General features: G+C 69.3%; 22 protein-coding genes. 14 read left to right on the forward strand and 8 right to left on the reverse strand.

What is annotated here, in order from left to right; genetic code table 11:
- Window positions 1-146: 146 nt before the first annotated feature.
- Genes ACFWIW_RS12895 through ACFWIW_RS12915 form a run of 5 tightly spaced genes read right to left on the reverse strand, consistent with a single transcriptional unit; the run spans window position 147 to window position 5,559 of the window.
- Window positions 147-995 (reverse strand): Ku protein, encoded by an 849-nt coding sequence (locus ACFWIW_RS12895; protein WP_378368597.1) that lies wholly within the window; start codon window positions 993-995, stop codon window positions 147-149.
- 50 nt (window positions 996-1,045) lie between these two features.
- Window positions 1,046-1,459, reverse strand: a complete 414-nt coding sequence (locus tag ACFWIW_RS12900; RefSeq protein ID WP_378368598.1) for a hypothetical protein — start codon at window positions 1,457-1,459, stop codon at window positions 1,046-1,048.
- Window positions 1,460-1,504: 45 nt separating this feature from the next.
- A complete protein-coding gene (locus tag ACFWIW_RS12905) occupies window positions 1,505-3,820 on the reverse strand; it encodes a [protein-PII] uridylyltransferase (RefSeq protein ID WP_378368599.1) in 2,316 nt (771 codons plus the stop codon).
- 9 nt (window positions 3,821-3,829) lie between these two features.
- A complete protein-coding gene (locus ACFWIW_RS12910) occupies window positions 3,830-4,168 on the reverse strand; it encodes a P-II family nitrogen regulator (protein WP_038509839.1) in 339 nt (112 codons plus the stop codon).
- Window positions 4,165-5,559 (reverse strand): ammonium transporter, encoded by a 1,395-nt coding sequence (locus ACFWIW_RS12915; protein WP_378368600.1) that lies wholly within the window; start codon window positions 5,557-5,559, stop codon window positions 4,165-4,167. The genes ACFWIW_RS12910 and ACFWIW_RS12915 overlap by 4 nt, the downstream gene beginning before the upstream one ends.
- A 175-nt stretch (window positions 5,560-5,734) precedes the next feature.
- On the opposite strand from ACFWIW_RS12915, the gene ACFWIW_RS12920 reads away from it, so the two are divergent.
- Both ACFWIW_RS12920 and ACFWIW_RS12925 read left to right on the forward strand, forming a co-directional pair.
- Window positions 5,735-6,595: a putative RNA methyltransferase gene (locus ACFWIW_RS12920; RefSeq protein WP_378368601.1), complete on the forward strand. Its 861-nt coding sequence runs from the start codon at window positions 5,735-5,737 to the stop codon at window positions 6,593-6,595.
- Window positions 6,595-7,209, forward strand: coding sequence for a (2Fe-2S)-binding protein (locus tag ACFWIW_RS12925; RefSeq protein WP_378368602.1), 615 nt, complete (start codon window positions 6,595-6,597; stop codon window positions 7,207-7,209). Before ACFWIW_RS12920 ends, ACFWIW_RS12925 begins: the two co-directional genes overlap by 1 nt.
- Before the next feature lie 342 nt (window positions 7,210-7,551).
- Here the strand turns inward: ACFWIW_RS12925 and ACFWIW_RS12930 are convergent, their stop codons facing one another.
- Complete coding sequence (locus ACFWIW_RS12930) at window positions 7,552-7,851, reverse strand: helix-turn-helix transcriptional regulator (protein ID WP_043848303.1); 300 nt, start codon at window positions 7,849-7,851, stop codon at window positions 7,552-7,554.
- A 348-nt stretch (window positions 7,852-8,199) separates the two neighbouring features.
- Here ACFWIW_RS12930 and ACFWIW_RS12935 point away from each other — a divergent pair, with 348 nt between their 5' ends.
- Genes ACFWIW_RS12935 through ACFWIW_RS12970 form a run of 8 tightly spaced genes read left to right on the forward strand, consistent with a single transcriptional unit; the run spans window position 8,200 to window position 15,399 of the window.
- On the forward strand, window positions 8,200-9,012 hold the full coding sequence (locus tag ACFWIW_RS12935) for a hypothetical protein (protein WP_240594245.1): 813 nt from the start codon (window positions 8,200-8,202) through the stop codon (window positions 9,010-9,012).
- Entirely contained in the window at window positions 8,996-10,339 is a 1,344-nt protein-coding gene (locus tag ACFWIW_RS12940; protein ID WP_378368603.1) for a hypothetical protein, read from the forward strand. The genes ACFWIW_RS12935 and ACFWIW_RS12940 overlap by 17 nt, the downstream gene beginning before the upstream one ends.
- Window positions 10,336-10,800, forward strand: a complete 465-nt coding sequence (locus ACFWIW_RS12945) for a hypothetical protein (protein WP_378368604.1) — start codon at window positions 10,336-10,338, stop codon at window positions 10,798-10,800. Before ACFWIW_RS12940 ends, ACFWIW_RS12945 begins: the two co-directional genes overlap by 4 nt.
- The gene (locus ACFWIW_RS12950; RefSeq protein ID WP_378368605.1) at window positions 10,797-12,164 is read left to right on the forward strand and encodes a hypothetical protein; all 1,368 of its coding nucleotides are present in this window, start codon (window positions 10,797-10,799) and stop codon (window positions 12,162-12,164) included. Before ACFWIW_RS12945 ends, ACFWIW_RS12950 begins: the two co-directional genes overlap by 4 nt.
- 24 nt (window positions 12,165-12,188) lie before the next feature.
- Window positions 12,189-13,370, forward strand: coding sequence for a hypothetical protein (locus tag ACFWIW_RS12955; protein WP_037342298.1), 1,182 nt, complete (start codon window positions 12,189-12,191; stop codon window positions 13,368-13,370).
- Window positions 13,371-13,424: 54 nt separating this feature from the next.
- A complete protein-coding gene (locus ACFWIW_RS12960) occupies window positions 13,425-14,714 on the forward strand; it encodes an O-acetylhomoserine aminocarboxypropyltransferase/cysteine synthase family protein (RefSeq protein ID WP_378368606.1) in 1,290 nt (429 codons plus the stop codon).
- The gene (locus ACFWIW_RS12965) at window positions 14,711-15,187 is read left to right on the forward strand and encodes a CoA-binding protein (protein ID WP_378368607.1); all 477 of its coding nucleotides are present in this window, start codon (window positions 14,711-14,713) and stop codon (window positions 15,185-15,187) included. Before ACFWIW_RS12960 ends, ACFWIW_RS12965 begins: the two co-directional genes overlap by 4 nt.
- Before the next feature lie 35 nt (window positions 15,188-15,222).
- A complete protein-coding gene (locus ACFWIW_RS12970; protein ID WP_167337779.1) occupies window positions 15,223-15,399 on the forward strand; it encodes a hypothetical protein in 177 nt (58 codons plus the stop codon).
- Here ACFWIW_RS12970 and alc read toward each other — a convergent pair.
- Together alc and allB are read right to left on the reverse strand one after the other, a co-directional pair.
- Complete coding sequence (gene alc, locus ACFWIW_RS12975; protein ID WP_378368608.1) at window positions 15,390-16,406, reverse strand: allantoicase; 1,017 nt, start codon at window positions 16,404-16,406, stop codon at window positions 15,390-15,392. The genes ACFWIW_RS12970 and alc overlap by 10 nt on opposite strands.
- Window position 16,407: 1 nt before the next feature.
- Window positions 16,408-17,736 carry an allantoinase AllB gene (gene allB / locus ACFWIW_RS12980; protein ID WP_378368609.1) on the reverse strand — a complete coding sequence of 443 codons (1,329 nt, stop codon included), beginning with the start codon at window positions 17,734-17,736 and terminating at the stop codon, window positions 16,408-16,410.
- A 105-nt stretch (window positions 17,737-17,841) separates the two neighbouring features.
- On the opposite strand from allB, the gene ACFWIW_RS12985 reads away from it, so the two are divergent.
- The 4 genes from ACFWIW_RS12985 to pucL are packed head-to-tail and all read left to right on the forward strand — an operon-like array spanning window position 17,842 to window position 20,067.
- Window positions 17,842-18,318: a helix-turn-helix domain-containing protein gene (locus ACFWIW_RS12985; RefSeq protein WP_378368610.1), complete on the forward strand. Its 477-nt coding sequence runs from the start codon at window positions 17,842-17,844 to the stop codon at window positions 18,316-18,318.
- Window positions 18,319-18,376: 58 nt separating this feature from the next.
- On the forward strand, window positions 18,377-18,868 hold the full coding sequence (gene uraD / locus ACFWIW_RS12990; RefSeq protein ID WP_378368611.1) for a 2-oxo-4-hydroxy-4-carboxy-5-ureidoimidazoline decarboxylase: 492 nt from the start codon (window positions 18,377-18,379) through the stop codon (window positions 18,866-18,868).
- Window positions 18,865-19,182 (forward strand): hydroxyisourate hydrolase, encoded by a 318-nt coding sequence (gene uraH, locus ACFWIW_RS12995; protein WP_093932934.1) that lies wholly within the window; start codon window positions 18,865-18,867, stop codon window positions 19,180-19,182. Before uraD ends, uraH begins: the two co-directional genes overlap by 4 nt.
- Before the next feature lie 6 nt (window positions 19,183-19,188).
- Entirely contained in the window at window positions 19,189-20,067 is an 879-nt protein-coding gene (gene pucL, locus ACFWIW_RS13000; RefSeq protein ID WP_378368612.1) for a factor-independent urate hydroxylase, read from the forward strand.
- Window positions 20,068-20,295 lie beyond the last annotated feature (228 nt).

Consider the following 20,295-nt stretch of genomic DNA (forward strand, 5'->3'; position numbering starts at 1 on the left):
GAGCTTCGCGGGACTCGGTATCGCCGGACCCCCAGTACCAGGCGATTCGCTGCCCGCGCTCTCTCCGCGCGATGGGCATAACCTTGCCCGGTCACCGTGGGGTCACGGCAGCGTGAAGACCCCCAACTCCCCCTGAGTAGATCTACTCAACTGGTCTTGGCCGACGACGCCGACGACGCAGCCCGCTTCGCCCGTGTCCGCGCCTGACGTGCCTTGTCGGCCGCTTCCTTGGCCTTCTCGACCGGGCCCTGCTGCAAGGCGGCCAGCAGCCGCGTCACCCCTTCCGCCTGTTCGGCGGCGGTCGGCTGGCGTACGTCGTCGCCGTCCAGTTTGGCCTGGATGAGCGCTTCGAGCGCCTCACGGTAGCGATCGGTGTACCGGCCGGGTTCGAAATCCCGTGTGAGGTCTTCGATCAGCGAGACCGCGTGCTGCAGTTCCCCGCGCCGCAGGTCGACGTCCTCGTGCAGGAACGGGAAATCCGGCCGCCGGATCTCGTCGGGCCACAGCATCGTCTCGAGCAGGATCACCTGGTCCCGCACGCGCAGCGCGCCCAGCGTCTCGCGCTGCCGCAAGGTCACCTTGACGATCGCGATCCGCCCGGACTGCTGCAGCGCTTCGCTCAACAACACGTACGGCTTGGTGCCCGCCGGCTCCGGTTCCAGGTAGTAGCTGCGCGCGAAATACATCGGATCGACCTGGTCGGCGGGGGTGAAGCCGACGACGTCCATCGACTGGGTGGTCGGCGCGAGCAGCGACGCGAAATCCCCGCTGGTCAGCAGGACGACGTCACCGTTGGGGACGGGATAGCCCTTGGCGATCTCGGCCGCGGGTACCTCGGCGCCGTCGACCTCGCAGACCCACTTCACCCGCACCCTGCCGCCGTCCGGCTCGTGCACCTGGTGGAGGGGGATGTTGTGCTCTTCGGTCGCGCTGTACGCCTTCACCGGAATGGCGTAGGTCCCGAATCCGATCGTGCCTTTCCACACCGCGCGCATGGCCCACCTCCGCCTGGCCAGCGTATCCACGCGCCGAAGCGGCGGGACAGCTACAAACGGGTGTCAGGGGCGACTGAATCGCTCACACATTCGAATGACGGACGCGATTCGGCGAGCGCCTCGGCCGAACAGTCGACAGCGGTGGCCGCCGCACGGAGCACTTCAGCGACCACCTCGACGTCGACCATCGGGGCGGTGGCAAGCGCGCCTTCGCCTCCCCCTTCGACCCGGCCCGCCATGCCTTCGAGCGCGATGGCCAGTGCCTGCTGGCCCGCGACGAGGTGCCGGACCACTTTGAGCAGTTCGGGCACGGTCGCGGCGGGACCGGAGGCGGTGAGGGAGACGGCGAGGTCGTCCGCGCACGCGCGGAGATGGGAGGCCACGACCGTCGGCGGCAACGTGACACGCTGTGGACCGGGCACGCGCTCACCACCCTCCGGCTCCTTCAGGTCTCGACCGCGCACATCCTGCCACCGCCACCTTCCGTGACTCGCGCGACACCCCGAATGTCAGGAAGCGGCCGTCAGCAGCGCCGCTTCGACCTTCGACCGCCAAGCCTGGTCGACCAGGCCGCTCCGCGGGGCGACGGCGAACGAATCGACGACGGCGCCACCGAGCGTGGCCACCTTCGCCCACCGCACCTCGGCCTCGCACCGGCGCAACGCGCCCGCGACCCGGTACAGCAACCCGATCCGGTTCGCGGCCCGCAGTTCGACGACGACCGTGTCGTGCCCGCTGGTCTCGTCGTCGAACCAGATCACCTTCGCCCCGGCCGACGGCGTCTCCCCTCCGCCGTAATCCCGTTCCTTCGCCGCGAGCCGCTGGGTGAGCGGCAGCGTCCCCGCCACCGCCCGCGCGAACTGCTCCCGCAGCAACGTGACGTCGGGCAGCGAGCCGAACTTCGGTGACGCCGTGAAGACTCCCGCCCGTCCCCCGTCGTGCCCGCGCAGTACCGCCGCGTGGACCTCGAGCGAGTTGAGCGCGAGCACGCCGGCCGCGGGCGCCAGCAGTTCCGCGCGGGCCGGGACCGCGAGCACCACCGTCACCACCTTGCCGGCGGCGGTGATGCGCACCTCGCCGCGGCCGGACGCCACGGCTTCGGCGACGAGCTCCCGTTGTTCGGCGCCCATCGGCTCCGGCGGCACGAAACCCTTGCCGTGCAACGCTTCTTCACAACCCGACACCAGCTCGGCGAGCAGGCGCGCCTTCCAGTCCGTCCACACCCCCGGCCCGGTGGCCAGCGAATCCGCCGTCGTCAGGGCGTGCAGCAGTTCCAGCAGGACGAGGTTGTCGTCGAGGGTCTTGGTGACCCGCTGGATCGTGGCGGGATCGCTGATGTCCCGCCGCGTCGCGGTGTGCGGCAGCAACAGGTGATGCCGCACCATCGCCGCCACCAGCGCCGAATCGGCCGACGACAACCCGAGCCGGGCCGCCACCTGTGCGCTGATCTTCGCGCCGAGTTCGGAATGGTCCGCGTCGCGGCCCTTGCCGATGTCGTGCAGCAACGCGCCGATCAGCAGCAGATCCGGCCGCGAAACGGTGGTCGTCAGTTTCGACGCCTCGACCGCGGCCCGGACGAGATGCCGGTCGACGGTCCACGAATGCACCGGCGACCTCGGCGGGAGATCCCGCACCGCCCCCCATTCGGGGAACAGCCGCGCCCAGAGGCCCGTGCGGTCCAGCGCCTCCACGGCGTCGACGAGTCCCTCGCCCGCGCCGAGCAGTTCCACCAGCGCCTTGAGGGCGTCGGCCGGCCACGGCGCACGCAGTTCGGGGGCGGTGTCGGCGAGCGCCCGCAATGTCCCGTGCGCGATGGGCTTGCGGATCCGGGCCGACGCCGCGGCGACCCGCAGCAGCAGCGCCGGATCCTTGGCGGGCAAGGCGTCCCGCGCCAGCGCGACCTCGTTCCCGTGCAGGACGACACCCTCGTCGAGCGGCGTCCGCACCGGACGGCGGCCGAACCGCGCCTTCGGTGGTTCCACAGTGGACCGGAGCGCGACGTCGACCGCGTACGCGATCGTCCGCCCGGCACCGGAAAGCTTGCGCGCCAACGTGAACCGATCGCCGAAGCCGAGTTCACCCGCGACCGTCTCGGCCTCCGGCGCGCTGAGGATGTCCCGCTCCCGGCGGAGTTCCCGGCGCAGTTCCGTCCGGACGTCGAGCAGCAGGCTCTTGGCCGCGAGCAATTCCTCGCCGGGCCTCGCCGTCAGCTGTGCCGCCGCCAGCGCTTCGAGGACGGCGAAGTCGCGAAGCCCTCCTCGGCCGTGCTTGAGATCCGGCTCGGCGGACTGCGCGATCTCGCCGCTGCGGGCCCAGCGCTGACGCACCGCGTCCGACAGTTCGTCCATCTGTTTCCTGGCCGTCCGCCGCCATTGATCCCGTGCCGCGGCCGCCAGCCTCGCGGTGATCTCCGCGTCCCCGGAGATATGGCGGATGTCGAGCAGCCCCATCGCGGTCCGCAGATCCTCCGACGCCACCTTCAGCGCCTCACCCGGCGTGCGGACCGAGTGGTCGAGGCCGATCTTCGCGTCCCACAACGGATACCAGATCGCGTCGGCGATCTCGCCGACGTGCGAGTTGCCGTTGTGCAGCAACAACAGATCGAGATCGGAGAAGGGCACCAGTTCGCTGCGCCCGAGGCCGCCGACGGCGGCCAGCGCGACACCGGGTTCAGCGGTGTCGACGCCGGCCGCCGAAGCGCCCTTGCCCAACCAGAATTCGTAGAGGTCGACCAAGGCCGCCCGCAACGCGGACGCCCCTAGCCTCCCGTGCCTGCCTTCGAGCAAACGCTCGGTGGCCTTGACCAGTTCACCCCCGTCGGCCATCGTGGGCGCCTATAGGGCGTCCGAGCCGCGCTCGCCGGTGCGTACCCGGATGACCGTCTCCACCGGCGTCACCCAGATCTTCCCGTCACCGATCTTGCCGGTGTGGGCGGCCGTGGTGATCGCGTCGAGGACCTTCTCGACGTTGGAATCGTCGGTGACGACCTCGACCCGCAGCTTCGCCACGAAGTCCACGGAGTACTCCGCGCCCCGGTAGACCTCGGTGTGGCCCTTCTGCCTGCCGTAGCCCTGTACCTCACTGACCGTCATGCCGAGCACGCCCAGCTGCTCCAGCGAGGAGCGGACGTCGTCGAGCGTGAACGGCTTGACGATCGCGGTGATCAGCTTCATGCCTTGCTCTCCTCGAGTTTCGTGGCCGCGGTTCCGGTGGACGTCTTGACCGGGATGGAGCTCGGCTGGCCGAGGCCGCCGCCCGAACCGGTGAAGTCGTACGCGCTCTCCGCGTGCTGGGCCTCATCGATACCACTGACCTCGTCCTCCGCGCTGACGCGGAATCCGCCGAGCTTCTTGATCACCCAGCCGATGACGAAGGTCAGCACGAACGAGTAGCCGAGTACCACGGCCGCGGCGAGCGCCTGCTTGCCGAGCTGGCCGAGGCCGCCGCCGTAGAACAGGCCGTCGACACCGAGCGAGTTGACGCTGGTGGTGCCGAAGAAACCGATGAGCAGCGTGCCGACGAGACCACCCACGAGGTGCACGCCGACGACGTCGAGGGAGTCGTCGAAACCGAAGCGGAACTTGAGGCTGATCGCCAGTGCGCAGAGGGCACCGGCGATGAGACCGATGGCGATGGCACCCAGCGGGCTGACGAAACCGGCCGCCGGGGTGATCGCGACGAGACCCGCGACGGCACCGGAGGCGGCGCCGAGCGTGGTCGGCTTGCCGACCTTGATCTGCTCGATGATCAGCCAGCCGAGGATGGCGGCCGCGGTCGCGACGGTGGTGTTGGTGAACGCGACCGCGGCGAGGTCGTTGGCGGCCAGCGCCGAACCGGCGTTGAAGCCGTACCAGCCGAACCACAGCAGCGCGGCGCCCAGAAGCACGAACGGCACGTTGTGCGGGCGTCCGGTGCCCTTCGGCCAGCCCTTGCGCTTGCCGAGCACGATCGCCAGCGCGAGACCCGCCGCGCCCGCGTTGATGTGGACCGCGGTCCCGCCGGCGAAGTCGAGCGCCTTGAGCTGGTTGGCGATCCAGCCGCCGACCGAATCGGCGCTGATGAAGCCGTTGAACGAGAACACCCAGTGCGCGACCGGGAAGTACACGATGGTCACCCACACCGCGACGAACAGCGTCCAGCCCCAGAACTTGGCGCGGTCGGCGATGGCACCGGAGATCAGCGCGGGCGTGATGATCGCGAACATCAGCTGGAACATCACGAAGGCGAACAGCGGCAACGCGTCCGCGCCGGGCCAGGCGACCTCGGGTGTGGAGCTGGTCGCGGCGGTCGCGAACCCGGCGAGCTTGCCGGAGATGGTCGAGAGACCCGCGAAGTCGAAGTTCCCGAGCAACCCGCCACCGACGTCGTTGCCGAACGCCATCGTGAAGCCGTACAGCGTCCAGAGGACACCGACCACGGCCAGCGCGATGAAGTTCATCATCAACATGTTCAGAACGCTCTTCGCGCGGACCATGCCGCCGTAGAAGAACGCCAATCCCGGTGTCATGAGCATGACCAGCGCGGCGCTGATCAACACCCATGCGGTGTCTCCTGCGTTCAGCACAATCTTCCTCCCGTGCCTGGGGTGTACTGCGCAGGAATTTTTGGACCGCGGTGTTTCCTCGGGCGGCGATTCAGGTTTCACCCGCGTGAACTGTCGGTACGGCGTTGTTACGGCCAGGTTTCCGGTGACCTGGTGCGTTCTGTCCGGTTGCGAAACCTCGTGGTCGAATAGGGCCATGAACGCGCGTGTATCCGGCCATGACCCTCTGCCACCGGCGATCGTCCGGTCGTTGCGGTGTTCGGTCTGCGGTGACCCGGTCGGCGTAAACGAGCGCACGGTGCGTTGCGGCCGAGGCCACTCGTTCGACGTGGCGAAGCAGGGTTACGTCAACCTTCTGCACGCGCGTATCCCGGCGGGGACCGCGGACACGGCGCCGATGGTCGCGGCCCGTGCCGACCTTCTCTCTTCGGGTGTTTACCTGCCACTCGCCGACGCCCTCGCGAAGGTCGCTTCGGAGCACGTCGAGAACGGGATGGTCATCGACGCCGGCGCGGGCACGGGGTACTACCTCGCGCACGTGCTCGACGCCGTCCCCGCCGCGTACGGACTGGCGCTCGACGTCTCCGCCGTCGCCCTGCGCCGGGCCGCTCGCGCGCACCCGCGCGTGGGCGCGGCCGTGTGGAATCTCTGGGAGCCCTGGCCGGTGGCGGACTCGTGCGCGTCGCTGATCCTCAACGTCTTCGCTCCCCGCAACGCCCCGCAGTTCCACCGCGTCCTCGCCCCGGACGGGCTGCTGGCCGTCGCCACACCGAACCCAGGTCACCTCCGGGAACTGGGCGACCTGGTGATCTCCGTCGACGGCGGCAAGGACGCGCGGCTGGAGGACACCCTCGGCGAACACTTCACCCGGGTGGACCGGCACGACGTCACCCGGCAGGTGACGTTGGCGCCCGCCCAGATCCGCCAGGTGGTGGAGATGGGCCCGAGCGCACATCACCTCCACCGTGACGGCAGGCGTGAACGCCTCGACGCGATCACCGGACCGGTGGACGTCACCACTTCGTTCGGCGTGACGCTGTACCGGCCGGTGTCCTGATGGAGGCACCCGCGACCCTGCTCGCCGACGCCGCCTGGGTCAGCGCCCGCATCGGCGGCGCCGCGAAGCTCTACGGCTGCTCCCGGCCGGAGGTGCTCGGCACGATCTGGTGGTACTCGCTCTCTTCCGTCCTCGTCGCGCCCTCAGTGGAATCACTCGTTCGCGGCGAGCCCTTGGACCCGTCACTCGACGCCGTCACGATCGACCTCGTCCCGGACGGCCGTTTCACCGGCGCCCGATCGTCACGGCTCCTCGCCGGCGGCGTCGCCGAACTCGGTGACGCCTTCGCCGGGACGCTGGGCACGGCGATCGGCACGATTTCGGCCGTCACCGGGGCGAATCCGCGTGCGCTGGGCGCGATCGCCACGGATTCGATCGGCAACCGCCTGCTGTGGACCGGCGACACCGAACGGGCGATCGCGCTGGCGGCACCGCTCGTGGCCGCGATCGGGCTCGGGCTGCCGGAACCGCGGTTCGCCAGGGTCGGGCGGAACACCGTGGTGCGCCGCGCTTCCTGTTGCCTGATCTACGAGGCGGGCAACCCGAAGTGCACCAGTTGCCCCCGGCAGACCCCGGCGGAACGGGACCGGCGGCTGCGCGCGGCTCTCGGGTAGTGCGCGGTTTCTTGACGGGACAAGTCGAAAGTCCGTGAAGGCCTCCTTGAGGGACTCTGGGTCCCTCAAGGAGGCCTTCACGGACTAGCAGGAGAGGCGCGGGCGTGAGCGAAGGCGTGATTCGCGTGATCAGGGACGTGACTCGCGTGATCGGAGGCCGCACTCGGGGTGTTCCGCCTTCGATCATGCGAGTTCCGCCTTCGATCACGTGAGTGCGGTGCCACGTCCTCGTGAGTGGCGATTCGGCTTAGAACCCGAATCGCCACTCACGAGCACCCGGCCTACTCGCTCCAGGCCCGCCGACGCGGTTCTGTGACCAATGGGGCCCGCGTGGCGATCGCCTCATCCGGCGGCGAGATTCTCACCGGTCAACGCGGCCACCATCGCCGCCCGGCTGCCGACCCCCAGTTTGGTGAAGATCCGGCGCATATGCGCGGAAACCGTGTTCAAGCTGATTTCCAGGACACCGGCGATCTGCTTGTTCGTATAGCCACGGCCGACCATGCGCGCCACCTCGTGCTCACGCGGGCTGAGCAGGTCGTGCGGCTCCGGCGCCACCGGGACGAGCAGGCATCTGACGCCGTGCTCGGTGACGTCGAGCAGCGGCTTCCGCTGCACGGAGCCCCCGTCGTTCAGTTCCATGACACGTCTGACGAGTGATCTCGCCAGGTTTCGTACGGCTTCGTCCTCCGTGACGACCGTCGCCCGCTGCCGCGCGAGGTCGTGTATCGATGAAGCAGGAAATCCCATCACCGGGCTCGTGGACATAGACCGGTCTCCCCCCTCTAGGTCTCCCTCCTTCTCTAGCAAACCCCTCCGACAGGAAAAGCGCATCGTCGGTTTGTGTGACAAGTACGAACTAGTCGATTCATGTCACGCAAGAACGTGTGACTACCGGTGTCCCCCGGTATGCGGGCAGTGTCGGGTCAGTGCTCACCGACGCACCGCGCCGGCGATCGCGGATTTTCACCGGAGCAGAGGAGAACGGTTATGAGCCGTGGCTATGCGGCAGTGGACGGCGAGCTGGAAGACGAGCTGAGCCGTGAACTCGAGGCCGAGTTCGAAAACGAACTCGAGGACGAACTGGAAGGCGAATTCGAGGACGAGGACGAGTTCGAAGACGAGCTCGGCGGCCTGGCCCGTGAGCTCGAAGACGAGCTGGAGGACGAGGTCTACGGCGAGTACGAGGACGAAGACGAATTCGAGTCCGAGTTCGAGGCCGTCGTCCGCGAACTCGAGGACGAGTTCGAACTGGAATCCGAGGACGAGGACTTCACGCATCCGGCGCGGCGGGTCTATCCCGACGCCGAGATGATGGCGCAGCTGGCCTTCCAGGCCGAGAACGCCGAGACCGAGGACGAGGCGGAGGCCTTCCTCGGCGCGCTCGCGCCGCTGGCGTTCCAGGCGGCGAAATGGGCGGCGCCGAAGATCATCAAACACGGTCCGCAGCTGATCCGCGGCGCGGTCAACCTCGGGCGCAAGCTGTGGCGGAACCCGGCGACCCGCCGCGCCGTCCGGCATATCCCGAAGATCATCGGCCGCACCGCGCGCGACGTCGGGCGCCGGTACGCCGACGGCCGCCCGATCAACGCCCGGTACATCACGCGCAGGCTGGTCGGCCACACCGTGAACAGCGCGCAGAACGCGCCCGCGAACCGCCGGAACCAGCAACAGCGCCGTCGCGGCCGTCCCCAGCAGCGCCGCCGTCGTCCCGCCGCCCGTGGCGGACGCCGGACGCAGTCCCGGGCCAGGGCGGGCGCCGCCCGTCGTGGCAAGGCGCGCGGCCGTGCGCGCCGCCGCTGAGGCACCGCCCGCGGCATCCGGTGAATCGGCCTCGTCCACCGGGTTCCGGCGGGCGAGGCCGTCCGGGGAAGACGAGCTGACGGCTTGGGTGCTCTCCCAGGCCACCAACGTGGAACGGCATCTGGAGGCGCTGCGGCCGTTCCGCTGGTCGGAGTTCGGCGACCCGGCCACCGGCCCGAGCCGGGCCCATCTCGCGGCGGTCAACCGGACGATGGCGACCCTGCGGAAGCCGCTGTACTCCGCGACCCGTGCGGTCCGCCGTGCCGCGGACGAGGCGGTGGCACGGCCGGAGCGAGCCGAGTTCGCCAGGCTGCTGCGGGCGAAGTCACGGGCACAGCGCTGGGTCAAGACCACCGAAGGGGTCTGGGACTTCTACCTCGACCTGTTCAACCAGCGGCAAGGCGCGTTCGCCCCGTGGCTCGTGGCGTGCGACCGGGTGGCGCTCGACTGCTACCAGTACGCCTATCTCGGGATCGGGCGCTGGCGGTCGATCCCGACCCCGCCACCGTTCTGCTACCTGCGCACCGGATCCGGCCCGGCCACCTCGCGCCGCGGGATTCCCTTGCGGCGGCTGGGGAACCGGCTCAATCCCTTTCCGCTGATCCAGCTCCCGTACCACCGGCTGGTGAACCCGTGGACACTCGGCGCGGTCCTGCACGAGGTGAGTCACAACCTGCAGAACGACCTCGGCATCGCCAGGGCGATCCCGCTCCAGGTGGCGGCGAGGCTAGTCGAAGCCGGGGTGCCGCGGGAGGTGACCGGCGTCTGGGTCAGGTGGAACCGGGAGACGTTCGCCGACCTGGCCGCGCTGCTGCTGGGCGGCCCGGCGGTCGTCGGTTCGCTGTTCGACGTCATCGGGCGCACCGAACTCGAAACGACGGGGTTCGCCCCGCGCGCGGTGCACCCGGTGCCGTACCTCCGCGCGAAGATCTCGGTGGAACTGTTGCGCCGCATGGGTTTCACCCGGCACGCGGAATCGTACGCGGCGATGTGGCACAAGCTGTACCCGCGCGCGAAGCTGGTGAACGCGCCGCCGGCGCTGCTGCGGACGGCGGACAAGGCGATCCCCACGGTGGTGGACGCGATGTGCTTCACCTCGTTCCCCTCGCTGGGGCACCGTCCCCTGGCGAAGGTGCTGCGGTTCGAGGCCAAAGAACAGGCGATGATCGAAGAAGCCGCCGGAAGGCTGGCCGACGGGGTCTCCCCCGGCGTGGTCCCGGAACGGTTCCTGATCGGCGCGGTCCGCTTCGCACTCGACGAACGGATGGCTCCGCCGAAACGGCTTTTCGGCTTCTTCATGGAAGAGCTCGGCAGGAGGGCGAGATGACGCTCGACACCGAATTCTCCCGGCTGGGCAAGGAAGTGAACCAGGTGGCCGCATGCTGGCGGGCCTTGGAGATCAGTGTCGCCGAAGACCGGCCCGCCGGCGTCGGGCTCGCCGCGGCGGACCATCTCGCCGAGGTCGTCCTGGACGGCACCGGAGAGGTCGAGGCGGCCACGCGCGCGACACAGCGCCCGGTGAGCGCGGAGTCGTTGCACACCACGGCGTCGTCGCTGCTGAACCTGCGGCGGCGGGTGGACGGGCACTGCCGTTCGCATCACGCGGTCTCCGGGCTGCTGCGCGCGGTGCACGGACGGGAACAGGAATGGCGGGGCTGGGCGAAGAGCTTCCACGCCGGGGTGGACCAATGCGCCGCCGCCTTGTCCTCGGCGGAGGACGCGATGGTGCGGTGCTGGCGTGAAGCAGTGGAACTGGCCGAATTCAAGGGATGTGGGGCGACCCGATGACGATCAACGACGACCGCGGCGCGACGTTGCCGCGCGCACAGGACATCGACAGCGCGTATCCGCTGTCGACCGGGCAGTACCCACCGCCGGCGGCGGCACCCGGCAAACTCGCCGAACAGACGATCAGCGACATGCTCGGCTGGAAGTGGCGCGAAGGCGACACGAAAGGGTTCGTGGCCGCGCTGACCGGCAGTTTCGAGCTGAAAGAGGTCCAAGGCCACACCGAGGCGAAATGGACTCCGCGCGGGTACGCGATCCAGGCCGATCTCGGCGCCGTCACCGGCGGCCAGGCGTCGCTCGCGGCGAGGGCAAGGAGCGCGGTCAAGGACTCGCTGGCGCTGCTCGATTCGCTCCGTCCACTGAGGACGGACGCGGATCCCGAGAACGCCGAGGGTTTCCGCGCCCTCGTCCGGCACGACCTCGAACAGATCCGGCAGGAGCTGGAGAGCCCGCTGATCCGCGTGGCACGGGTCGATCAGCTCTTCCTGCTGCTGCTCGGGAACGGCGGCCTCGCGGTCGGCGCCGGAGACCGTACCCAAGGGCACCTCGGCCAGCTGCGGGACGAGTTCGGCCTGGTCTCGGGCAAGGTCAACACGATCGAGGAGGAACGGATCCAGACCTCCTTCATCACGCTGACGGATTGGGTGGTCTCGTTGTTCAGGGGCTGGCAGGACGCACGCGACAAGATCGACCCGTTCTCGCAGCCGGCCGGCGGCCAGCCGTTCTTCGGTCCCGCCGTGGTCGCCCTCTCCCGGCTGCTGTCCGCGACCGCGTCGCAGGTCGACGAGGTCGTCGCGATGCTGCGGTCGGTGTTCGTCCAGCAGGAGGACCTCGAAGTGCTCCGCGTCCCCGATCCGCAGGGCGGGACCATGTCGCTCGGCGGGCTGCTGCGCTGGATCCGCGAGTTCGCCACCTTCGAGGGCGGCAAACTGATCGAGTCGGCGGGCAAGGAAGGCGTCGGAACGTCGTTCCTGCAGATCGCGACACGGCTGCAGCGGATCGTGGCGAACCTCCCCCGGCAGAGCACCGGCGGTTCCAACGGGGACGTGCCCGGCAACTTCCGCGCGTCGCTTCCCCCTGGCTTCTTCAGCTCCCGTGTGCAGCGGGCCATCGACGAACTCGACGACCACCTCCAGGAGGTCGTCCGGATCGCCGAGCCGATCGGGCGGGACGGCTCGCCGTCGTCGTCCGAGCCGAACCCTCCCGCGCCCACCCCGCAGCTCACGCCACCGCCCGGCCGGACGCCGGCGGTGCCTTCGGTCGCCGAACTCCGTGAGGGGCACGGCACGGGGGAAAGCCGGACACCACCCGAGGCGGAGGAACCGCCGAAACCCCGGACCACGCGCAAGCGGCCCGGGCAGTAGCCGGACCCGTACGGGAGGAAGACGATGGGCACGGAAAAGGAATACCGGGAACTCTTCGACCGGGTCGCGGCCCTGCGCGGCCAGGTCGCCGGGAAACTCGCGAACGAACTGGGCAGCGATCCGAAACTCGGCGACGCGGTCCTCAAACAGCTGGACGACATGCTCACCGCCGTCGAGGCCGAGCAGCGGGGCAAACCAGGGCCCGCGGACGGCGGGATCGCGCAGCTCGTCGGGCTCGGCGACGGTTCGGCCGCGGATCTCGGCGCGACGGCGATGCCGCCGGGTGTCGACGCCTACGACGAGACCGTCGCCTCGGAACGGGTCATCGCGGTCGGCGACCTGTACTACCTGTACCAGCACGAACGGATCGGCGTGTTCCGTGTGGTGCAGAAGCTGCAGGAGCTGTTCCAGGGCGGCGCCATCCGGCTTTCGGACGGCCCCGGCGCGTTCGGGCTGTACCGGTTCGACCGGCGGGACGTCCTGCGCTACACCCGGCGGGATCGTGTCAGCGCGTATCGGCGGGTGCTCGGCTACGGCAAGGGGCTCGGCTCGGCGAACTCGCGGCCGAACACCGATTTCCACCAGCTGTTCACGCAGTTCAGCAACCAGGTCGCCTTGTTCTGGCGGGACAAGCGGATCTCCGACGTCGTCCGCGAACGCGCGTACGACCCGAGTTTCGGCAGTGTGGCGGTCGTCCGGCGCAGCGGTCTCGACCTGCGGAACAACCTGAAGTTCACCTCGTACGGTCACCTGAACGTCCTGCGGGTCGAGGTCATGCAACTGCTGACCGAGGCGTTCAAGATCCTCGGTTCGGAGGACGTGCTGGACCTGTTCGGCGCGGCCAACGCGTGGGACACCGTGGACGAGGTGCTGATCCGGTACTTCGACCAGCGGCTGGTGTCCTCGCCGCGTCAGCGGATGGCGGTCACCGGGCGTCAGGTGCTGCGCTGGCTCGCGGCCCCGCACATCCTGGAGACCACCCGTTCGGAGTTCGAGGCCCTGCTGCTCGAAATCGCGGAGCCGGCCGAGGAATGGCTGACCTCGGCGCAATCCCTGCGGCTGGCCGACCGGACGAACTCGCGAGAGGTCCTGCCGGTCGATCGGCACCGGCCGGCCGGGGTCGCGGTGTCCCGTGAACCGCGTCCGGTCACCCCGCGCCGGAACGGTCACCGTCCCGGCACGGTGATCACCCTGGACCGCAAGTAGCCACGGACTGGGAACGATGGTCACGGAGTGGGACGCGGGGTAGCGTCGGGCGCGATGAGTGAACGCACCTGGGGCTTCCGCACCCGCGCCCTGCACGCGGGCGGGACGCCCGATCCGGCGACCGGCGCCCGCGCCGTGCCCATCTACCAGACCACGAGCTTCGTCTTCGAGGACGCGGCCGACGCGGCGAACCTGTTCGCGCTGCAGAAGTACGGCAACATCTACAGCCGCATCGGCAACCCGACGGTCGCGGCCTTCGAGGAGCGTTTGGCCAGCCTCGAAGGCGCGATCGGCGGTGTCGCGACCAGTAGTGGCCAGGCCGCGGAGTTCTTGACCTTCTCCGCCCTCGCCGAGGCCGGCGACCACATCGTCTCCGCCGGTGGGCTCTACGGCGGGACGGTCACGCAACTCACCGGCACGCTGCGCCGCTTCGGTATCGAGACCACCTTCGTCAGCGGAGACCGCATCGAGGACTACGCGGCCGCCATCACCGACCGGACGAAGCTGATCTTCACCGAGGTCATCGGCAATCCCGGCGGCGGGATCGCCGACATCGCGGGGCTGGCCGAGCTCGCGCACGCGCACGACATCCCGCTGGTCGTCGACGCCACCCTGGCGACGCCGTACCTGTGCCGCCCGATCGAGCACGGTGCGGACATCGTGCTGCATTCGGCCACGAAGTTCCTCGGCGGGCACGGGACCACGCTGGGCGGGGTGGTCGTCGAGTCCGGGAAGTTCGACTGGGGCAACGGCAAGTTCCCGCGGATGACCGAGACCGTCGAAAGCTACGGCGGACTGAAGTACTGGGAGAACTTCGGCGAGTACGCCTTCTGCACCCGGCTTCGCGCCGAACAGTTGCGTGACATCGGTGCCGTCCTCTCACCGCACTCGGCCTTCCTCCTGCTGCAAGGGGTCGAGACGCTGCCGCAGCGGATGGACGCCCACGTCGCCAACGCGCGAGCGGTCGCGGAGTACCTCGTGAACGACAGCCGGGTGGCCTGGGTGAACTACGCGGGCCTGCCGGATCACCCGCACCACGAGCGCGCGAAGAAGTACCTGCCCGCCGGGCCGGGCGCCGTGTTCTCCTTCGGTGTCGACGGCGGCCGCACGGCCGGGGAGACGTTCGTGAACTCGGTCGAGCTGCTGTCGCATCTGGCGAACGTCGGGGACGCGCGGACACTGGTCATCCATCCGGCGTCCACCACCCATCAGCAGCTCTCCGAGGATCAGCTGCGTTCGGCCGGGGTGGGCGCGGACCTGATCCGCCTGTCGGTCGGGCTGGAGGACGTCGACGACATCCTGTGGGATCTCGATCAGGCGCTCGGGAAGGCGGTGGCGGGATGACCTACGACGTCGGCGCGGTCGAACGCCGCCGCATCCTTTCGCGCACGAGGTCGGTGACCATCGTCGGCGCCTCGAACAACCCGGCGCGGCCGAGCTATTTCGTCGCGACGTACCTGCTCTCCTCCAGCGAGTACGAGGTCAACTTCGTGAACCCGCGCCTGGACGAGCTCCTCGGGCGGCCGGTGTACCCGTCGCTGGCCGACGTGCCCGGCGAGGCGGATCTGGTCAGCGTGTTCCGCAAGCACGACGACCTCCCCGGCGTCGCCGAGGAGGTCGTCGAGGCCGGAGCGCGCACGCTCTGGCTTCAGCTGGGCCTGTGGCACGAGCCCGTCGCCGACCGCGCCAAGGAGGCGGGGCTGGACGTGGTGATGAACCGCTGCGTCAAGATCGAGCACGCCCGGTTCGCCGGTGGGCTGCACCTCGCCGGTTTCAACACCGGCGTGATCAGCTCGCGCCGCCAGTCCGCCCCCTGACCTGGGCCTGCCACGGTCCGTGAGAGGGTGGCGGCATGGCCAAACCGACGCCGCTGCAGATCAGGAACATCGTCATGGCGCTGCTCATGGCGGGTGCCCTGGTGTGGAACCTGTCCATCGGCGGCGCTTGGTGGCTCACCGCGATCTTCTCGGTCGGCATCGTCCTTTCGTTGTTCTCCGCGTACCTGAACCGGCGCGACGCTCAGTCCTGAGCCGCCTCGAAACGCGCAGCGAGATCCGCGCGTCCTCGCTCGGAAAGCGCGCCGAAGAGACGTAGGCGCGCCATCCCGCCGTCGGGATAGATGTCGAGACGGACCTCGGTCACCTCCGGCCCCTCGGCGAGGGCGAACCGGTGCCGCGTGTCCGGCTGCAAGCGGGTCTTCGGCAGCAGTTCGACCCACTCGCCGTCGCCGTCCCTGCCGCTCAGCGCCGCCCAGCCCGGCGCGTTGCCCTTGAGGTTGCTGTTGTCGAACTCGGCGAACCGGACGACACCCGCGCCGGCGAGCCGCACCGTGACCCAGTCGTTCCCGTCGTCCCGGCGCCGGGCGGTCTCCCAGCCCTCGGCCTGATGCGCGGCGAGCCCCGGCGAGAAGAGGTTGTTGGGCGAGGAATAGAACATGTTGCTGCAGCCGGTGACCACCGCGCCGTTCTCCAGCGCGGCGAGGTCGAGCGCCCCGAGGTCGAGCAGGCGCGGGTCCGGGATCGGTGTGCCGTGCACGCGCAGCCGGGCCACGCCGCCGTCCGGATGCATGGTCAGCCGGACGTGCGTGTAGCGCTTGCTCCCGCCGATCTCGAAGAAGTTCTCCGTGTGCCCCGCCGCCGCGCCGCGTTTCACCAGCACGTCCCAGTCCGCTTCGGCCACTTCGGCCGCGTTGGGATACCCGTCGACGGCGCACGCCTCGACCGAGACGAACGGCGGGTAGTTGCCCTTGAAGAACGCGGTGTCCACGATGACGCCGGTGATCGCGCCCGCCAGGCCGAGCCGGATCACCGCCTGGTCGTCGCCGGGCTCGCGATGCCGCCGGGTCTCCCAGCCGTCGTAGACCTGGCCCTTGGGGCCGAAGGTCTCCGTCTGATGCGCGGGCGTCCAGGGGTTGACCAGATTCTCCTTCTCGGCGAACAACTCGTCCGTCGCCCACATCACGGTCCCGCCGAACTTGCGCGAGGCCAGGTCGGGCAGTGCTGTCCACTCAGGACGGTCGTTCACGGCATCCTCCATCTCAGCAGTCTCCCCGGGTCAGCAGAACGCCTGCCGGGTCTTCTCCGGTGATCTCCTCGCCCCGCAACCACGTGCTCCGGACGACACCGGCCAGCGGCCGTCCGTGGTAGGCGCTGACCGGGTTGCGGTGCTTCAATTTCGCGACGTCGACGACGAACGCCTCGTCGGGGGCGAACACGCTGAAGTCGGCGTCGTAGCCCGGCGCGAGATGTCCTTTGCGCTTCATTCCCGCCTGTGCGGCCGGATGTTCCGCCATCCAGCGGACGACGTCGGTGAGCGCGAACCCGCGCTGCCGCGCCTGGGTCCAGACGGCGGGCAGGCCGAGCTGCAGGCCGGCGATCCCGCCCCAGGCGAGCCCGAAATCGCCGCTGTCGAAGCGTTTCAGCTCGGGCGTGCACGGCGAATGATCGGTCACCACGCAGTCGATGACGCCGTCCGCGAGGCCCTTCCACAGCAGTTCGCGGTTCCCGGCCTCGCGGATCGGCGGGCAGCATTTGAACTGTGTGGCCCCGTCGCCGATCTCCTCCGCGGTGAAACTCAGGTAGTGCGGGCAGGTCTCGGCGGTCAGCCGGACGCCGTCGCGCCGCGCGCTCTCGACCATCGGCAGCGCGTCCGAGGACGACAGGTGCAGGATGTGCGCGCGGACGCCGGTCTTCCTCGCCAGCTCGATGACCTGCGCGATCGCCACGTTCTCCGCGCCGCGCGGCCGCGAGTGCAGGAAGTCCTCGTACTTCTCGCCGTGCGGGTCGGGCGCGTGATCGATCGCGTCGGAGTCCTCCGCGTGCACGATGATCATGCCGTCGAAGGTCCGCAGTTCGGTCATCGCCTCTTCGAGCCCGCGCGCGTCCAGCGGCGGGAACTCGTCGACGCCGGAATGCAGCAGGAAGGACTTGAAACCGAAGACCCCGGCCTCGTGCAGACCACGCAGGTCCGCGAGGTTGCCCGGGATCGCCCCACCCCAGAACCCGACGTCGACGTGCACCCGGCCCTCGGCGGTCTTGCGCTTCACCTCCAGCGACGCGACGTCGACCGTCGGCGGCAGGCTGTTCAGCGGCATGTCCACGATCGTGGTGACCCCGCCCGCCGCGGCCGCGCGGGTCGCCGAGGCGAATCCCTCCCATTCGGCGCGGCCTGGGTCGTTGACGTGCACATGCGTGTCCACGAGCCCCGGCAGCAGGACGACGTCCTCACCGAGTTCGAGTACCCGATCGCCGTCCAGATCGGCTCCGGCGGGCTCCACCGTGACGATGCGGCCGCCGTCGACACCGAGGGTCGCGGGTACCTCTCCGGCGGCCGTCACGGCCCGGGCGGCTTTGATCACCAAGTCCATCTAAAGCCCTCCAACTTCCACTGAGTGGAATCGAGGTTTCGCACTCCGACATTAACTCCGGCCACCCTGCTCGTCAACGAGCCCAGGCGGCGCTACCTTCGCTTCGTGCAGTTAGAAGCCGAGTTCACCAGCGAACCGTTCCACGGCGAGGGCCCGCCACCCGAGCACGCCGTCAAAGCCCGCGACACCGCGGAGGACGCGGGCCTGTCCGCCGACTTCGGCCCGCTCGGCACCCTCGTCCGCGGCGACGCCGACGCCCTCCTCGACGCCCTTCCCGCCATCGCCAGGGCGGCACTGGACGGCGGCGCCACGCGCGTGACCCTCCAGCTCCGGCAGGTCGGCGACGACACGGGCGAGCCCGCGGTCGAACTGCACAGCGCACTCGCCCGGCTCATCGGCGACGTCGAACGCGAACTCGGCGGCAAACTCGACACCCTCGACCGCGCCGCCAAGCAGCGCGCGGTGCGGCTGCTCAAGGAACGCGGCGCGTTCGGCCTCCGCAAGTCGGTGTCGACCGTCGCGGAGGCACTGGGGGTCACGAGGTTCACGGTCTACAACTACCTCAACCGGGACCAAGACTGAAGAGCTGTTTCAACAAAATGTTGACGGCAGCGGAATCGTCGCCGTACCGTCAGTTCCCGTGCCGCTCACCATTCGAGAGTTCAACGAGGCTCCCGCACAGGACGTCCGGCCGGCGCTGACCGCCTGCCTCGACGTCCCGCGCTGGGTGGAAACCCTGCTGGCCAGGCGTCCGTACGCCGATGTCGCCGCGCTGCTCGCCACGTCCGAGGCGCTCACCCCGTTGCGTCCCGAAGAGGTCCGGCGCGCCATGGCCGCCCATCCCCGGATCGGGGAGAAAGCGGGCGGCCAGAGCACCGAAGCGGGCTGGTCGCGCTCCGAACAGTCCGGAGTGGACGGTGACGCGGCGCGCGAGTTCGCCGCGGCCAACGCCGAATACGAAGCGACGTTCGGGCATGTCTTCCTGGTCTGCGCGAGCGGCCGGAGCGGCGCCGAACTGCTGGAGAACCTCCGTTCGAGGCTGTCGAACGATCCCGGGAAGGAACTCGAAGTGGCCGGCCAAGAGCTGGCCAAGATCGCCGCGCTGCGGCTGGAGAAGGCGGTGACGGCATGAGCCTCGTGACCACGCACATCCTCGACACCGCCGCGGGACGGCCCGCCGCGGACGTCGGCGTCCGGCTCGAAACCGGCGCGGGCGAACCCGTCGCCGATGGGCGGACCGACGCCGACGGCCGGATCCGCGACCTCGGCCCGGACACCCTGGAACCCGGGGTCTACCGGCTGGTCTTCGACACCGGCGCCCACCTCGGCCCGGACTCCTTCTTCCCCGAAGTCACCTTGACCTTCCGCATCGCCGACGGGACCGAGCACCACCACGTGCCGTTGCTGCTGAGCCCGTTCGCCTATTCCACCTATCGAGGGAGCTGATCGCCCGTGGCCATCACCCTGGGCCCCAACCAGTACGGCAAGGCCGAAGTCCGGCTCGTCACCGTTCAGCGCGAAGGCACCGTCCACCACCTCAAGGACCTCACCGTTTCGACGTCGCTTCGCGGCGACCTCGCGGCGACGCATCTCACCGGCGACAACGCCGACGTCGTGGCGACCGACACCCAGAAGAACACCGTCTACGCCTTCGCCAAGGAAGCCCCGGTCGGCGAGATCGAGGACTTCGCGCTGCGGCTCGGACGGCATTTCGTCGGCTCGTTCGAGCACATCACCGGCGCCCGCATCCTGATCGACGAACACGGCTGGAACCGCATCTCCGGCCACGACCACGCGTTCTCCCAGGCGGGCAGCGAGAAGCGGACGACCGCCGTGACCGTCCAAGGTGACCAGGCCTGGGTGGTGTCCGGTTTGGACGATCTCGTGGTGCTCAAGTCGACCGGCTCGGAGTTCCACGGCTTCCCGCGCGATCAGTACACGACGCTGGCCGAGACGAACGACCGGATCCTCGCGACCGCCGTGACCGCCCGCTGGCGCTACCAGGGCGACGGGATCGACTGGGCCACGAGCCACGCGGAGGTCCGGCGGATCATGTTGGAGACCTTCGCGGACAAGCACAGCCTCTCCCTGCAGCAGACGCTGTACGCCATGGGAGAGGCCGTGCTCAAGGAACGCGAAGAGGTCGCCGAAGTCCGGCTGTCACTGCCGAACAAGCACCACTTCCTGGTGGACCTCTCACCGTTCGGGCTGAAGAACGACAACGAGGTCTTCTACGCCGCCGACCGCCCGTACGGCCTGATCGAGGGTGTCGTCCTCCGTGATGACGCCGAGGACGCGGGCCTGGCCTGGCACACCCTCGCCGCCTTCTAGTGTCCCGCGCCGGAAGTTCGTGTCTTGAAACGCCCTTCACCGCGTGAGCTGCAGGGACTTGCCATGAATGTCCACAAGGGACCAACCTTCAGCGACCGGTTGTCCGATTGATGTCCATATATTCGATTTACCCAAAGGGTCGTGAGTGGCAATGAGGGTTTGTAAGGTCAATTAAACAAAACACCCCCCCGCCGTCACAACCAAATTGCCGGGATAAGGGACGAATTT

This window comes from Amycolatopsis sp. NPDC058340 (genome assembly GCF_042723975.1).
In the GTDB taxonomy this organism is placed as follows: Bacteria; Actinomycetota; Actinomycetes; order Mycobacteriales; family Pseudonocardiaceae; genus Amycolatopsis.

Coding starts and splice junctions, on each gene's coding strand:
- ACFWIW_RS12960 (WP_378368606.1), top strand. CDS start 13,425: ATGAGTGAACGCACCTGGGGCTTCCGCACCCGCGCCCTGCACGCGGGC.
- ACFWIW_RS12895 (WP_378368597.1), bottom strand. CDS start 995: ATGCGCGCGGTGTGGAAAGGCACGATCGGATTCGGGACCTACGCCATT.
- ACFWIW_RS12905 (WP_378368599.1), bottom strand. CDS start 3,820: ATGGCCGACGGGGGTGAACTGGTCAAGGCCACCGAGCGTTTGCTCGAA.
- ACFWIW_RS12950 (WP_378368605.1), top strand. CDS start 10,797: ATGACGATCAACGACGACCGCGGCGCGACGTTGCCGCGCGCACAGGAC.
- ACFWIW_RS12935 (WP_240594245.1), top strand. CDS start 8,200: ATGAGCCGTGGCTATGCGGCAGTGGACGGCGAGCTGGAAGACGAGCTG.
- ACFWIW_RS12920 (WP_378368601.1), top strand. CDS start 5,735: ATGAACGCGCGTGTATCCGGCCATGACCCTCTGCCACCGGCGATCGTC.
- alc (WP_378368608.1), bottom strand. CDS start 16,406: ATGGAGGATGCCGTGAACGACCGTCCTGAGTGGACAGCACTGCCCGAC.
- ACFWIW_RS12970 (WP_167337779.1), top strand. CDS start 15,223: ATGGCCAAACCGACGCCGCTGCAGATCAGGAACATCGTCATGGCGCTG.
- ACFWIW_RS12930 (WP_043848303.1), bottom strand. CDS start 7,851: ATGGAACTGAACGACGGGGGCTCCGTGCAGCGGAAGCCGCTGCTCGAC.
- ACFWIW_RS12945 (WP_378368604.1), top strand. CDS start 10,336: ATGACGCTCGACACCGAATTCTCCCGGCTGGGCAAGGAAGTGAACCAG.
- allB (WP_378368609.1), bottom strand. CDS start 17,736: ATGGACTTGGTGATCAAAGCCGCCCGGGCCGTGACGGCCGCCGGAGAG.
- ACFWIW_RS12965 (WP_378368607.1), top strand. CDS start 14,711: ATGACCTACGACGTCGGCGCGGTCGAACGCCGCCGCATCCTTTCGCGC.
- ACFWIW_RS12910 (WP_038509839.1), bottom strand. CDS start 4,168: ATGAAGCTGATCACCGCGATCGTCAAGCCGTTCACGCTCGACGACGTC.
- ACFWIW_RS12925 (WP_378368602.1), top strand. CDS start 6,595: ATGGAGGCACCCGCGACCCTGCTCGCCGACGCCGCCTGGGTCAGCGCC.
- ACFWIW_RS12955 (WP_037342298.1), top strand. CDS start 12,189: ATGGGCACGGAAAAGGAATACCGGGAACTCTTCGACCGGGTCGCGGCC.
- uraH (WP_093932934.1), top strand. CDS start 18,865: ATGAGCCTCGTGACCACGCACATCCTCGACACCGCCGCGGGACGGCCC.